The organism is Porphyromonas sp. oral taxon 279 str. F0450 (assembly GCF_000292995.1).
GTDB classification, from domain to species: domain Bacteria; phylum Bacteroidota; class Bacteroidia; order Bacteroidales; family Porphyromonadaceae; genus Porphyromonas; species Porphyromonas pasteri.
Map to the genome: position 1 here is coordinate 123,363 of NZ_ALKJ01000015.1, position 14,070 is coordinate 137,432.

The window sequence follows — 14,070 nt, forward strand, 5'->3', positions numbered from 1 at the left end:
TATAGGACTTGCACCCACAAATCACTATAGGAAAAACCCTGATCCTCCGCGAGAAAAAGCTCCGAAGTCGTATTCCACTCCCTCGATCTACGTACGTAGACGATAGGACAAGGCACGTGGATTTTAGAGCGCTCGTACGTGGACAGATGATCCACGTACGTAGACCGAACTTTTCCCATAGATGAGCCAAAGAATCTCCCCTCAAGGGACGAAGTATAGGAGTAGTGCTCTGCGATAGTTCTCGCGCTGAACGAAGGCATCTATCCGTATAGATGTAAGCGACTTACCCGACGAGGAGAGCAGGAAAACAAGCGGGGGTAGTAGGGCCGAAGCAATAGTGCGATTCGGGGCATACTCACGGGCAAGATAGAAGCCCTCACAATACGCACGAGATAGGTACACTGCGGGAAAATCGTTATTTTTGTGTGGCTTAGTAGCTTAGCACGGATAGCCTCCGAGTGGAGGTGAGGTGCTGATCGCCGTATTTTACATCACACTTTGACTTAGCTTAGTAACTCATGGAGAAGGTCATACGTCGAGCACTTGTCTCGGTATACCACAAGGAAGGATTAGCAGAAATCTTAAAGCTCCTGCACGAGCAGGGCGTAGAGTTCGTCTCCACGGGGGGCACCAGCACCTTCATCGAAGGGCTCGGGTACCCTTGTGTTGCCGTCGAAGACCTGACTAAGTATCCCTCGATGCTCGGGGGGCGCGTCAAGACCCTTCACCCCGCTATCCAGGGCGGTATCCTCGCCCGCCGCGGACACGAGACCGACCAAAAGGAGGTCCTCGAATACGGCCTATCCCTCATCGACCTGGTGATCGTAGACCTCTATCCCTTCGAAGCTACGGTAGCCTCGGGCGCCAGCGAAGAAGATATCATCGAGAAGATCGATATCGGCGGTATCAGCCTCATCCGTGGGGCAGCGAAGAACTTCGAGGACGTCGTCATCATCCCTTCGCAGGCAGACTACGCTACGCTGCTTGAGATCCTCCGTGAGCGTGGTGCTCGCACGACCCTCGAGGAGCGTCGCCACTTTGCTCGCCGCGCCTTCGCTGTGAGCTCGCACTACGACTCAGCGATCTTCCGCTACTTCGACGGCGAGGAGCGCTCTGAGCTCCGCCTCACGGCAGACGAAGCTAAGCCCCTGCGCTACGGCGAGAATCCCCACCAGAAGGGCGTCTTCTACGGCGACCTCGACCGCTACTTCGAGCAGCTCCACGGCAAGGAGCTCTCCTACAACAACCTCCAGGATGTCGAGGCAGCTGTCTCACTCATCCAGGACTTCACTGAGCCCACCTTCGCCATCCTCAAGCACAACAACGCTTGTGGCTGCGCCTCTCGCCCCACCCTCCTCGAGGCTTGGACGGATGCGCTGGCAGGTGACCCCGTCTCCGCCTTCGGTGGCGTGCTCGTAGCCAACCGCCCCATCGACGTGGCGACGGCGCGTGAGATCGACAAGCTCTTCCTCGAAGTCCTTATCGCTCCCGACTTCGAAGCCGAGGCGCTCACCATCCTCGAAGGCAAGAAGAACCGCATCCTCCTGCGTCAGAAGGAAGCCATCGATGCCCGCTGGTCTTACCGCTCGATGCTCGGTGGTGTACTGGCTCAGGAGACCGACCGCGCAGTAGAGACTACGGCTGAGATGAAGTCCGTTACTAAGGTAGCACCCACGGCTGAGGAGCTTACAGATCTGGTCTTCGCGACCAAGCTCGTCAAGCACAGCAAGAGCAACGCTATCGTCCTCGGCAAGGGCGGTCAGCTCATCGCCTCGGGTGTCGGACAGACCTCACGTGTCGATGCGCTCAAGCAAGCCATCGAGAAGGCACGCCACTTCGGCTTCGACCTCAAGGGAGCTGTACTGGCGAGCGATGCCTTCTTCCCCTTCGACGACTGCGTCACCCTCGCTGCTGAAGCTGGTATCACCGCTATCGCTCAGCCTGGTGGCTCAGTACGTGACGCTGACAGCATCGCCGCTGCAGATCGCCTGGGCGTAGCCATGGTGATGACGGGGGTGCGTCACTTCAAGCACTAAGAATACGAATCGACTAATAGATAAGCATGGGACTATTTTCCTTTAGGCAGGAGCTGGCGATGGACCTGGGTACTGCCAATACCATTATCATCAAGGACGACAAGATCGTACTCGATGAGCCCTCAGTAGTAGCCTTCGACAACCGCACGGGTGAGATGATCGCCGTCGGGACCAAGGCCCGTGAGATGTACGAGAAGGGCAACGCCAACATCCGCACGATCCGCCCCCTGCGCGAAGGAGTCATCGCAGACTTCGACGCCGCTGAGCATATGATCCGCGGTATGATCCGCATGATCAGCCGCCGCCGTGGGTGGTTCACCCCCTCACTACGCATGGTCGTCTGTATCCCCTCAGGGAGCACGGAGGTAGAGATCCGTGCCGTACGCGACTCCAGCGAGCACGCTGGTGGCCGTGACGTCTACATGATCTACGAGCCTATGGCAGCAGCTATCGGCGTCGGCATCGACGTCCTCGCCCCCGAAGGCCATATGATCGTGGACATCGGTGGTGGTACGACGGAGATCGCTGTCATCTCGCTCGGTGGTATCGTCGAGGATCAGTCCATCGACACCGCTGGTGACGAGCTGACGCAGGACATCATGGATCACATGCGCGAGAAGCACCAGATCAAGGTCGGGGAGCGTACCGCTGAGCAGATCAAGATCCAGGTAGGTGCGGTCTATGCTGACCTCGATGAAGCTCCTGCAGACTTCACCGTCTGGGGTGCGAACATGATGGATACCATGCCCCGCAAGGTAGAGGTCAACTATCGCGAGATCGCCGAGTGCCTCGACAACTCGATCGGTAAGATCGAGAGCGCTATCCTCCGCACGCTCGAGGCTACGCCTCCCGAGCTCTACGCCGACATCGTCGCCAATGGTGTCGTCCTCACCGGTGGTGGTGCCCTCCTGCGTGGTCTCGACAAGCGCCTCTCCAAGCGCTTCGGTCTTGACTTCAAGATCGCTGAGAACCCTCTGCACTCTGTAGCTCTCGGTACGGGCATTGCGCTGAAGAACATCCACAACTTCAACTTCCTCTTCCGCTAAGCCCCGTAGCCTACTCCGCCCGTGGATAAGCTCTTAGAGTTCCTCCATAAGTATAGACACTGGTTCGTCTTCCTCATCTTGGAGACGATCGCTCTCGTCACGTACCTAAGTGGCTCCCTCTACTCGAGGAGCCTCGGCTGGTACGCGACGAGTGCCGTCTTTGGGCGGGTCAATGAGCTGATGACCGAGGGCTGGAGCTATGTAGGCCTGCGCCCTCGCAATGAGGAGCTGCTGAGGGAGAATGCGCGTCTACGTACGGCCTATACCCTCTTGGCTCGTCAGATGCAGGATGCCGAAGCCCACGGCCTGCTGCCTCGTCTGCACGCTACCGACAGCCTCCCCATCGATCCCTCGGCAGTCATCATCGCCCGAGTGGTCAATCGTGTGACGCACACCAGTGAGGTCTACTACACCATCAACAAGGGGCGCCGTGACGGCATCGAGACCGACATGGGCGTGATGAGTGCCTCGGGCGTCGTCGGCGCCGTGATGGCGGTCTCCGACCACTACGCGCTCGTCATCCCCGTCCTCAACCCGAAGATTCGCCTGGCATGTACCCTCCTCGGGCAGGAGGTCAGCGGCACCCTCGCAGCTCCCTCGAGCCCGAATGCCAATGAGGCGATCCTCAGCAACGTCCCCCCACACGCCCACCCCAAGGTCGGTGACACCATCACCACGAGCGGCTACTCCTACCTCTTCCCCGAGGGGATGATGGTCGGGACGATCGCCGACTCCGTCCCCGCTCGCCTCAAGGGCAGCGCTGGGACCTTCGCCAACTATCCTGTGCACCTCTCCACGGACTTCCAGGGTCTACGCTACGTCTACGTGATCCGTGAGAAGCCCACCCACGAGGTACGCGCCCTCGAAGACTCGATCAGACCCAATGAATAGCTCCACCTATCTGCGCTTCATCCTCTTCGCCCTCCTTCTGGTGGCCCTGCAGGTGTGGGTACTGAGTCCCATAGCCCTCTTCCGTGTGGCGACCCCTTACCTCTATCCCTTCGTGCTGCTACTCCTGCCGGTAGACACGAACCGCACCGTACTCGCGATCTCGGGCTTCGCCGTCGGGATGCTCATCGATATCTTCAGCCTCACGCCTGGCCTGCACGCCTCGGCCTTCACGCTGACAGCCTTCATGCGCCAGCCCATCCTCTCACTGCTCACGGACAAGAACACGATACCGCACGCCCTGCCCCTCTTCCCCACGCTGCGTGGAGGCTCGGTGATGCTCATCACGCTGCTCCTGCTCGTGCACCACGTCACGCTCTATATCCTCCAGGCCGCAGGGATGCGCATGGGGGCCCTACATATCATCATCAGCTTCGCCTCGGGCTATGCCTTCTCGTGGGTGCTGGCGGTGATGACCCTCTTCTTCTTCGGTACGGGAGAAGGGGCTCGCTCGAAGTGATGCTCTCCCATGGTCAACGACGAGCTCTTCCGTAGACGGTGGCTGATCATCGGCCTCACCTTCGCCATCGCCACCATCTTCATCATCCGCCTCTTCACCCTGCAGGTAGCCAGCAATGACTACAAGCGCCGGGCGGAGAATAATGCCTACTTCATCCTCTCGACCATCCCCTCGCGTGGCGTCATCTACGACCGCAAGGGGCAGCTCCTTGTGGCCAATCGTCCCATCTACGACCTGATGATCGTGAACCATGAGGCGAAGGGAAAGCTCGACACCACGCTACTTGCCAGTACGCTTGGCCTGCCTCGCGAAGAGATCGTCCAGAAGCTCACCGCCGTACGTGACCGCAGTATCAACCGCGGCTACAACCCCTACACCCCACAGGTCTTCCTCTCACAGCTCGAGCCCGAGGAAGTAGGACGCTTCGAGGAGCAGCTGTATAAGTTCCCAGGCTTCTCGGTGCGCTCCCGTACCGTCCGACAGTACAACTACCACAATGCCGCCCACCTCTTGGGCTACCTCTCCGAAGCCAGCCTTACCGACCTCGAGCGTGACAGCACGATCATGCGAGGGGACTTCGTCGGACGAAGCGGGGTAGAGCGCACCTACGAAGAGGTGCTGCGTGGTGTCAAGGGTGAGGAGATCTTCTACCGCGATGCCCGTGGCCGTATCCAAGGACGTCTGGATGGCGGTTCGCACGACCGCGCTCCCGTCCCAGGGCGTGACCTCACACTCTCCATCGATGCTGGCCTGCAAGAGCTGGGCGAGCGCATGATGCGCGGTAAGCGTGGCGCCATCGTCGCCATCGAGCCCGAGACGGGTGAGATCCTTGCCCTCGTCACGGCACCGAACTACGACCCCGAGCTCCTCGCAGGCAAGAGCAAGGGTGCCAACCACCGCATGCTTGAGGAGACCTTCGGTAAGCCCCTCCTCAACCGCGCGATCCAAGGGAACTACCCTCCAGGCTCGACCTTCAAGCCCTCACAGGGAGCTATCTTCCTCGAGGAAGGAGTCCTCACACCCTCCACAGCGCTTGCCTGTCATCACGGTTACCCACCACTGGGCAACCGGCCTAAGTGCCACAGCCACGGCTCGCCCACCTCACTCATCCCCGCACTCTCCACCTCATGTAATGCGTACTTCAGCTGGGGCCTGCACTTCATGCTCGACGACCGCCGCCATTACCCCTCGGCAGCCGTCGCTCTGGAGCACTGGAAGCAGCGTATGATCTCCCTCGGCTTCGGCTACCGCCTCGGTATCGACCTGCCGGGTGAGAAGCGCGGATATATCCCAAATAGCGGCGTCTACGATAAGTTCTACAAGGGCGCATGGAACGGCCACACCATCATCTCCATCGCCATCGGGCAGGGGGAAGTGCTCGCCACGCCCCTGCAGATAGCGAATCTCTCCGCCCTCATCGCTAACCGCGGCTACTACATCCGCCCGCACGTCGTGCACTCCATCGGCGGTATGCCTCTGGACTCAATGTACCGCAATCACCAGCCCACGGGTATCTCCCGTGAGACCTGGGAGTATATCGTCGCAGGGATGGCTGGTGCGGTCACGGGCGGTACGTGTCGTGCTGCGAACTTCGCTCCTGGTGAGATCGAGGTATGTGGTAAGACCGGTACGGCAGAGAATCCCCACGGTAAGGACCACTCGGCCTTCATCGGCTTCGCTCCTCGCTCCAAGCCACGCATCGCCGTCTCGGTCTATGTCGAGAACGGGGGCTTCGGGGCGCAGTTCGGTGTGCCTATCGGCCGTGTGATGATGGAGTACTACCTCCGCGACGGCAAGCTCTCGGGCAGTGGCGAGGCCATCGCCTCCTCGATGGAGCACCGCAGTATCTCCTACCTCAACGATATATAGCGCCCGCCATGCGACAGTCCTCCTCACAACCTTTCTATAAGTCCATCGACTGGGTGACGATCTTGATGTACCTCATCATGGTCTTCTTCGGCTGGCTCTCTATCTGTGGCGCCTCGTACAACTTCGAGACGGAGGCCCTGCTGAGCCCTGGTGGTCGCCCGATGATGCAGCTGCTGTGGATCGGCCTCGGGCTGGTCTTAGGCTTCGCTGTCATCTCGCTCGACACCGATATCTACGAGGTGGGAGCCCCGCTCTTCTATGGGGCGATGATGCTCCTCTTGATGGTGACGATCGTTATCGCACCAGATATCAAGGGCTCACGCTCGTGGCTCGTCTTAGGGCCCGTGCGCCTACAGCCGGCGGAGTTCGCGAAGGTCGCTACCGCCCTGACGCTGGCGTGGCTATGCAATCAGTATGACTTCAAGATCGAGTCGATACGCAGCTATCTGAAGATCTTCGCTATCATCTTCTTCCCCATTGGGCTCATCCTCCTGCAGCAGGAGACGGGCTCGGCGCTCGTCTTCCTCGCCCTCTTCCTTGCGCTCTTCCGCGAAGGCTTCTCAGGGCTCTTCATGGGGCTCAGTGCCTCGGCTGCGGTGTACTTCATCGGGGCGCTGGTCTTAGAGGACACGCTGTGGTGGAGTGCTACGGACGCAGACCTCTTCTTCGTCTCGAACGCTATCCTCGTCTTCACCGCCACCCTCTTCGCCGTCTATACCCAGGACTGGCGCAACCGCTGGCGCTACCTCCTCTACGCCGTAGGTGCCGTCCTCGGCGTGTATCTCATCGCAGGAGTGGTGAACTTCTTCGTCGCCTTCAACCTCGCCTATGTGGCTGTAGCCCTCGTCGTCATCGCCGTAGGCACACTCTTCTACCTCGCCCTGCGCGAATACCTCCTGCGCTACCTCTTGATGGCCATCTTCGCCATCGGCTCGCTCGGCTTCTTCTACTCGGTGAACTACGTCTTCAACGATATCCTCCAGCCCCACCAGCAGGTACGTATCAAGATCGCCCTCGGCATCGAGAGCGACCTCAAGGGGAAGGGCTACAATGTCGACCAGTCAAAGATCGCTATCGGCTCGGGTGGGCTCACCGGTAAGGGCTTCCTCAAGGGCACACAGACGAAGCTGAACTACGTACCCGAGCAGGAGACGGACTTCATCTTCTGCACCGTCGGAGAGGAGTCAGGCTTCGTGGGCTCGACGGCACTGCTCATCATGTACGCCGTCTTCATCCTGCGTATCGTGGCGCTTGCCGAGCGGCAGGTGACACGCTTCGGGCGGGTCTATGGCTACTGCGTGGCCTCGATCTTCCTCTTCCACCTCTTCATCAATGTGGGGATGGTGCTGGGCCTCGTCCCCGTCATCGGCATCCCCCTACCCTTCTTCAGCTACGGGGGCTCCTCGCTGTGGGGCTTCACGTTCCTGCTCTTCATCTTCCTCGGCATCGACTCCCGTCGCAAGCAGCACACCGCCCGCTAAGGCGAGCGTGTGCCCTACTCTGGATGCCGTAGACGCACGTATCCCCCGCCACCATCTCGTGGCACCAACACATAGACATACGATGAAAAAAGACTTGACCTATAAGGAAGCGGCAAGCCGTCTCGACGAGATCGTCCGCCGTATCGAGAGCGAGAGCCCCGATGTAGACGAGCTCACGGGCCTCGTGAAGGAGGCTGTCGAGCTCTCGAAGCACTGTCGCGAGAAGCTCACACAGGCCGACAAGCAGCTCACGAGCCTCATGGCACAGCTCAGCGAAGACCCTCAAGCCGAAGGCTAATGGCACATCGCTACGCTATCATCGTCGCTGGCGGGCGTGGCCTGCGTATGGGTGCTGATCTGCCGAAGCAGTTCCTCCCCCTGCGTGGTGAGCCCGTCCTGATGCACACACTACGGCAGTTCGCCCCCGAGGTTGAGGAACTCATCCTCGTGCTCCCCGACGAGCAGCAAGACCTCTGGCAAGAGCTTTGTGCCGAGCATCACTTCACCCTACCACACCGCATCACCACGGGTGGCGCCACGCGCTTCGACTCCGTACGCTCGGGGTTGAGCAAGCTCCCCGCTGAGGGCCTCGTCGCCGTCCACGATGGGGTGCGCCCGCTCGTGTCACGCACGCTGATTCGCCGCACCTTCGAGATAGCCGAAGAGACGGGTGCCGCTCTACCGGCCTGCCCCGTCACCGATAGCCTGCGCTTCCTCGGTGAGGACGACACGAACGAGGCGGTCGATAGAGCCCGCTACCGTGCGGTACAGACCCCGCAGACCTTCGACCTTGAGCGCCTACACCGCGCCTATGAGCAGCCTTTCAGCCCGCAGTTCACCGACGACGCTTCGGTCTACGAAGCTGCTGGCCTCGGTACTATCACCCTCGTCGAAGGCGAAGAGACGAATATCAAGCTCACCACACCGAGAGACCTCCTCTTGGCTGATCTCCTCCTGGACTAACCCCGCCCGAGAAGGGCAGGCGCTACGATGGCTAAGGACTTCCTCCTCACCCCACTGACCTACCTCCCAGGTGTCGGACCACGGAGAGCGAAAGCGCTCGCCGAGGAGCTGGACCTATATACCTACCTCGACCTCCTGCATTACTTCCCCACGAAGTACGTTGACCGCTCGCGCATCTACCAGATCCGTGAGCTCCGAGGCGAGATGCCCCACGTGGAGCTGAAGGGCTATATCCGTGACTTCAAGGAGGTGGGCGAGGGGCGTAAGAAGCGTCTCGTCGCGTACTTCACCGATGGCACAGGCACGATCGAGCTGGTATGGTTCCGCTCCATGCCCTACATCCGCCAGCGCTACATCCCGGGGCAGTGGTATCTCGTCTTCGGCAAGCCTGTCTTCTTCAACGGCGCCTATAGCATCAGCCACCCCGAGATCGATGAGGAGTCGAAGGCCGCACAGGTCAGCGGTGGCCTCATGCCCGTCTATCCCCTCACCGAGAAGCTCACCCGAGCTGGGCTGAATAGCCGCCAGATGCGCCAGCTCCTCTACGTGCTGAAGGAGGCCTGCGTCCCCCACATCACCGAGACGCTCACCCCCGAGATCATCGAGCGGGCACGCCTCATGTCCTACGCCGAGGCGATCGAGCAGATCCACTTCCCCGTGACAAAGGAGGGACTGGAGGCAGCACGCAGACGCTTGAAGTTCGACGAACTCTTCTTCATCCAGCTCCGTCTCCTCGGTATGAAGCGTGACCGCAAGGCCGCTTCTCCTGGGCTTCTCCTGCCACGTGTCGGCGATGCCATACGTGGGCTCTATGGGAGTCTGCCCTTTGACCTGACGGGTGCGCAGAAGCGTGTCATCCGTGAGATCCAAGCCGACGTCATCAGCGGCCGTCAGATGAATCGCCTCATCCAAGGGGATGTAGGGAGCGGGAAGACCCTCGTAGCGCTCTTCTCTATGCTGCTGAGCGTGGACAACGGCTATCAGGCGTGTATGATGGCACCCACCGAGATCCTCGCCCGTCAGCACTACGCTTCTCTCTGCGAATACCTCGCACCGCTGGGTATCGAGGTAGGCCTACTGATCGGGAGCACAAAGAAGAAGGAGCGCACACGCCTCCTCGCAGACCTCAGCACAGGCGCGCTGAAGATCATCGTCGGCACGCATGCCCTCTTAGAGCCCGTGGTACAGTTCGCCCATCTCGGGCTGGCAGTCATCGACGAGCAGCACCGCTTCGGTGTCGTGCAGCGCTCGGGGCTGTGGCAGAAGGGCGAGCAGATCCACCCGCACATCCTCATCATGAGCGCTACGCCTATCCCACGTACGCTCGCCATGACCCTCTATGGCGACCTGGATATCTCCGTAATCGACGAGCTCCCACCCGGGCGCAAGCCTATCGAGACCTACCACCAGAGTGAGAGCGAGATGTATCGGGTATATCAGTTCCTCGAGCGTCAGCTGGAGGAGGGCCGTCAGGCCTATGTCGTCTTCCCTATGATCGAGGAGAGCGAAGAGGAGTCGATGCGCACGCTCGACGAAGGCTTCCGCCGCTACAGCGAGCACTTCGCCCACCGCAAGATCGTGCGTGTACATGGTAAGATGAAGCCCGATGAGAAGGACGAAGCCATGCGTAGCTTCGTCTCGGGCGAAGCACAGATACTCCTGGCGACCACCGTCATCGAGGTCGGTGTGAACGTGCCCAACGCCTCGGTCATGGTCATCGAGGGTGCCAACCGCTTCGGGCTCTCCCAGCTCCATCAGCTCCGTGGGCGTGTCGGCCGTGGCGCCAGCCAGAGCTATTGCATCCTCGTCACGGGCAAGGACCTCGGCGAAGATGCCAAGCGCCGTATCGCTATCATGGTAGAGACGAACGATGGCTTCGTCATCGCTGAGGAGGATATGCGCCTGCGTGGCTTCGGGGAGATCGACGGCACACGCCAGAGCGGTCAGCAGCTGAGCCTACGTATCGCCAACCCTGCCCTCGATGGCGCCATGGTGCAGTACACCCGCACACTCGCCGAGGAGATCCTCAGCGAAGACCCCGACCTACAGCTCCCGAAGAACGAGATCCTGCGCCATCGCCTCCACGAGATCTACTACGAGCGCCCCTCCTGGAGCCAGATCTCCTAAGCCGCTCTTTCCCACAAGCTTTCTATCCTTCATACCTCCTCTATGAGTGATTCGTGCTCATAGGGGAAAAGTAAGCAGTACTGGTCAGTGATCCGACCAGTACTGGTCGACGCGCGAAGTAGTAGTGGTCACTATATGTTACCAGTACTGGTCCGATCGCTGACCAGTACTGGTTCGCATCAGCCCCTCCCGAGGTCCGCTAAGGATAGGCGCTACGAACGCCTCTCCTGGAGCCAGATCTCCTAAGCCTTACTACCGCTCTTCGCCTTACGCTTCTTCCCCCACTTACGCTGGTAGAAGATATAGTACCCCGTCAGCGGGAGCGATGCACCGAAGAGCGCGGCTAAGACGTAGCAGATACGTGTGAAGAGACCGCCCCAAGCTCCCGTGTGGACCGAGTAGATCCAGCCGCGGAGCTTCTTATCTCGCTTGGCCTCACGATAAGCCTTGTACTCGGTCACCTGCCCCGTCTTTTTGTCGAAGCGATAGCTATCCGCAGCACGGCTATTGCCCAGCCCTGCAAGGGGTACTTCGACCTCCCCATCCTTGACCGTGATCTCTGGATAGTCTGCTTCGGAGACCTCTCTGACATAGCTCACGACCTCTTCCCAATAGATATGGGAGGCTGGGAGCTTGGCCTGCTCGGCGCCCTCCTCACGGGGGACATCCTTACGCTTATCCTTCTTGGAGCCCTTATCACCCTTGCCCCCCTCGGCCATCTCGGCACCAAAGACCTTGTAGAAGCCCGTGCGATACCACTCGAAGGACCACGTAAGCCCCGTCATAGCCATCGCTAAGAGGAGTACGAAGACGTACACCCCACCGACCGAATGGAGATCATAGAAGAGGCGCTGACGCCCCTGACGTAGCGAGATCTTCAAGCGCTTCCCTATGCCCTTGAGCTTCTTCGGCCACCAGAGGAAGAGCCCCGTGAGGAGGATGAAGACGAAGAGGAGGGTACTTGTCCCGACGATGATGCGCCCCCAGAAGATACCCTCAGCCTCGGGCTTCATGCTATCGAGTAGCCAGCGATGCAGCTCACGCACCGTCGTGAAGAAGGCGAGGCGTCCACTCGGGCCGATGATCTTCCCCGTATAAGGATCGATGAGCACCCCTGCTCGGCGGGGCTTGGAGAGCCCTACGTTATAGGCACGATGAGGGGAGGTGGGTATGGTGATGCTCGTGATCTCTACACTATCAGGGGTCTTCTCTGCGACGCGCTCCAGAAGCAAGCTGAGCGGCAGAGGCTCTTGGTCGGGTACAGATGCCACGCTCTCGTGCTGGACGAGGGCGGTGATTTCCTTCTCGAAGACGAGTAGAGCCCCCGTGAGGCAGGTCGTCATAATGATAAGCCCGAAGGGTAGGGAGAGCCACAGATGGAGCTTCTTGAAGAGTTTGCGTACAGTCATAACTCGGTTATCTAAGTAAAAGGCTCCCTCCTCGGGGAGCTGGGGAACCTGATCGAATGCGCCTCGCTTATGCGCCTCACGTGCATATCGAGGAGAGAGAGCTATAGGCATAGCCTCTCCTTGAGGCCCAAAGATATACATTATACCTATTCCACCCCCTACTGATAGAGCCGAGCTGGAGGAAGCTGTACTGGAGGGTAAATCATCCTATATTGGTCGCTGAGTCAACCTATATAGGTCCGTGAAGCGATCTATATAGGTCGGCGTTATGACCTATATAGGTTGACTCAACGACCAATATAGGTTCGCATCACCCCCTCCCGATGTTCACTCAGGATAGGCACTATTTAGTACGGAGCAAGAAACCCTTTCTCCTACTCCTCATCACGGGATGGTGTGAGTATCTGACCCGCAGGCAGAGGCACTTGGGGCGCTTTTGCGTACTTTTGTGCCACCCACATCAGGGATACTTCCGCCTAAGAGAGTAAGATGAATATACGACCCCAAGAGATCCAGATAGCCGACTACGACTACCCCCTGCCCGACGAGCGCATCGCCAAGTACCCGCTTGCCGACCGCAGCAGCTCCAAGCTCCTCCGCTACCAAGCTGGCGAGATCGAGGAATTTACCTTCCGTGACCTACCCCGTCTCCTGCCCGAGGGTGCCGTACTCGTGCGCAACAACTCCAAGGTCATCCGTGCCCGCCTCCTCTTCCACAAGGACTCAGGAGCGCGCATCGAGATCTTCTGCCTCGACCCCGCCTCCCCCACCTCCTACGAGCTCTCCCTCGGGGAGCGCCACCGCTGCTCCTGGCACTGCCTCATCGGCAATGCAAAGCGCTTCAAGGAGGGCACGCAGCTCACCCGCCTCCTCCACCGCGAGGGACAGGGCGAAGTGACGCTGACGGCTGAGCGTGGCGAGGAGGGCGTCATCCACTTCTCTTGGGACAATGATGCCTATACCTTCGGCGAACTCTTAGAGCTGATGGGTATCCTCCCCATCCCGCCCTACCTCGGGCGCGAGACAGAGGAGCAGGATCTGACGACCTATCAGACGGTCTATGCCGAGACCGAAGGCTCGGTAGCAGCCCCCACAGCGGGCCTGCACTTCACCCCCGCAGTCTTCGAAGAGCTACGCGCTCAGGGGACAGAGGTGCTGGACGTCACGCTCCACGTAGGAGCTGGTACCTTCCGCCCCGTCAAGGCTGACCACATCGGCGATCACGAGATGCATGCGGAGCTGATCAGCGTCAGCCGCTCGACGCTCCTCGCCCTTCGTGAGCATATCGGGCAGATCATCGCCGTAGGTACGACGAGCGTCCGCACGCTGGAGAGCCTCTACCATCTGGCTATCGCCCTACGCCGTCAGCCCGACACGCCCCCGACTGCCCTGCACGTAGAGCAGTGGCTCCCCTATGAAGAAGGTGCAGACGAAGAGCTGACGACAGAGGAAGCCCTCGACACGCTCCTCAGCTATCTCGATGCGCAGGGAGAGGATAGCCTCGTCTTCCCCACGAGCATCATCATCGCCCCCAGCTACCGCTACCGCGTCATCCGCGGTATGGTGACGAACTTCCACCAGCCCCACAGCACGCTCCTGCTGCTCATCGCTGCCCTCATCGGTGACGACTGGCACCGCGTCTACGACTGGGCACTCACCCACGACTTCCGCTTCCTCAGCTACGGCGACAGCTCGCTGCTCCTGCCTTAGCGAAGCCAATACCTATATAAA

At 59.9% G+C, this 14,070-nt stretch carries 11 protein-coding genes; 10 read left to right on the forward strand and 1 reads right to left on the reverse strand.

Annotated elements, in window-relative coordinates; translation table 11 throughout:
* Positions 1-518: 518 nt before the first annotated feature.
* From purH to recG, 9 genes are all read left to right on the forward strand, one after another.
* Positions 519-2,036 (forward strand): bifunctional phosphoribosylaminoimidazolecarboxamide formyltransferase/IMP cyclohydrolase, encoded by a 1,518-nt coding sequence (gene purH / locus HMPREF1323_RS02665; RefSeq protein ID WP_009432563.1) that lies wholly within the window; start codon positions 519-521, stop codon positions 2,034-2,036.
* A gap of 26 nt (positions 2,037-2,062) precedes the next feature.
* Positions 2,063-3,082, forward strand: a complete 1,020-nt coding sequence (locus HMPREF1323_RS02670) for a rod shape-determining protein (protein ID WP_009432586.1) — start codon at positions 2,063-2,065, stop codon at positions 3,080-3,082.
* A gap of 21 nt (positions 3,083-3,103) precedes the next feature.
* On the forward strand, positions 3,104-3,973 hold the full coding sequence (gene mreC, locus HMPREF1323_RS02675; RefSeq protein WP_009432620.1) for a rod shape-determining protein MreC: 870 nt from the start codon (positions 3,104-3,106) through the stop codon (positions 3,971-3,973).
* Positions 3,966-4,490, forward strand: a complete 525-nt coding sequence (locus HMPREF1323_RS02680; RefSeq protein WP_009432527.1) for a hypothetical protein — start codon at positions 3,966-3,968, stop codon at positions 4,488-4,490. Before mreC ends, HMPREF1323_RS02680 begins: the two co-directional genes overlap by 8 nt.
* A 9-nt stretch (positions 4,491-4,499) precedes the next feature.
* The gene (mrdA, locus tag HMPREF1323_RS02685; protein WP_009432611.1) at positions 4,500-6,359 is read left to right on the forward strand and encodes a penicillin-binding protein 2; all 1,860 of its coding nucleotides are present in this window, start codon (positions 4,500-4,502) and stop codon (positions 6,357-6,359) included.
* A gap of 8 nt (positions 6,360-6,367) precedes the next feature.
* Positions 6,368-7,840, forward strand: a complete 1,473-nt coding sequence (rodA, locus tag HMPREF1323_RS02690) for a rod shape-determining protein RodA (RefSeq protein ID WP_009432533.1) — start codon at positions 6,368-6,370, stop codon at positions 7,838-7,840.
* Between the two features lie 82 nt (positions 7,841-7,922).
* Positions 7,923-8,138 (forward strand): exodeoxyribonuclease VII small subunit, encoded by a 216-nt coding sequence (gene xseB / locus HMPREF1323_RS02695; protein ID WP_009432559.1) that lies wholly within the window; start codon positions 7,923-7,925, stop codon positions 8,136-8,138.
* A complete protein-coding gene (locus HMPREF1323_RS02700) occupies positions 8,138-8,803 on the forward strand; it encodes a 2-C-methyl-D-erythritol 4-phosphate cytidylyltransferase (RefSeq protein WP_009432577.1) in 666 nt (221 codons plus the stop codon). The genes xseB and HMPREF1323_RS02700 overlap by 1 nt, the downstream gene beginning before the upstream one ends.
* 27 nt (positions 8,804-8,830) lie before the next feature.
* A complete protein-coding gene (gene recG, locus HMPREF1323_RS02705; RefSeq protein WP_009432538.1) occupies positions 8,831-10,930 on the forward strand; it encodes an ATP-dependent DNA helicase RecG in 2,100 nt (699 codons plus the stop codon).
* Between the two features lie 242 nt (positions 10,931-11,172).
* On the opposite strand, the gene HMPREF1323_RS02710 is transcribed toward recG, so the two are convergent.
* Positions 11,173-12,339: a PepSY-associated TM helix domain-containing protein gene (locus HMPREF1323_RS02710; protein WP_044123955.1), complete on the reverse strand. Its 1,167-nt coding sequence runs from the start codon at positions 12,337-12,339 to the stop codon at positions 11,173-11,175.
* Between the two features lie 489 nt (positions 12,340-12,828).
* Between HMPREF1323_RS02710 and HMPREF1323_RS02715 the strand changes: the two genes are divergently transcribed.
* The gene (locus tag HMPREF1323_RS02715) at positions 12,829-14,049 is read left to right on the forward strand and encodes an S-adenosylmethionine:tRNA ribosyltransferase-isomerase (protein WP_009432569.1); all 1,221 of its coding nucleotides are present in this window, start codon (positions 12,829-12,831) and stop codon (positions 14,047-14,049) included.
* Positions 14,050-14,070 lie beyond the last annotated feature (21 nt).

Coding starts and splice junctions, on each gene's coding strand:
- purH (WP_009432563.1), top strand. CDS start 519: ATGGAGAAGGTCATACGTCGAGCACTTGTCTCGGTATACCACAAGGAA.
- HMPREF1323_RS02670 (WP_009432586.1), top strand. CDS start 2,063: ATGGGACTATTTTCCTTTAGGCAGGAGCTGGCGATGGACCTGGGTACT.
- HMPREF1323_RS02680 (WP_009432527.1), top strand. CDS start 3,966: ATGAATAGCTCCACCTATCTGCGCTTCATCCTCTTCGCCCTCCTTCTG.
- mrdA (WP_009432611.1), top strand. CDS start 4,500: ATGGTCAACGACGAGCTCTTCCGTAGACGGTGGCTGATCATCGGCCTC.
- rodA (WP_009432533.1), top strand. CDS start 6,368: ATGCGACAGTCCTCCTCACAACCTTTCTATAAGTCCATCGACTGGGTG.
- xseB (WP_009432559.1), top strand. CDS start 7,923: ATGAAAAAAGACTTGACCTATAAGGAAGCGGCAAGCCGTCTCGACGAG.
- HMPREF1323_RS02700 (WP_009432577.1), top strand. CDS start 8,138: ATGGCACATCGCTACGCTATCATCGTCGCTGGCGGGCGTGGCCTGCGT.
- recG (WP_009432538.1), top strand. CDS start 8,831: ATGGCTAAGGACTTCCTCCTCACCCCACTGACCTACCTCCCAGGTGTC.
- HMPREF1323_RS02710 (WP_044123955.1), bottom strand. CDS start 12,339: ATGACTGTACGCAAACTCTTCAAGAAGCTCCATCTGTGGCTCTCCCTA.
- HMPREF1323_RS02715 (WP_009432569.1), top strand. CDS start 12,829: ATGAATATACGACCCCAAGAGATCCAGATAGCCGACTACGACTACCCC.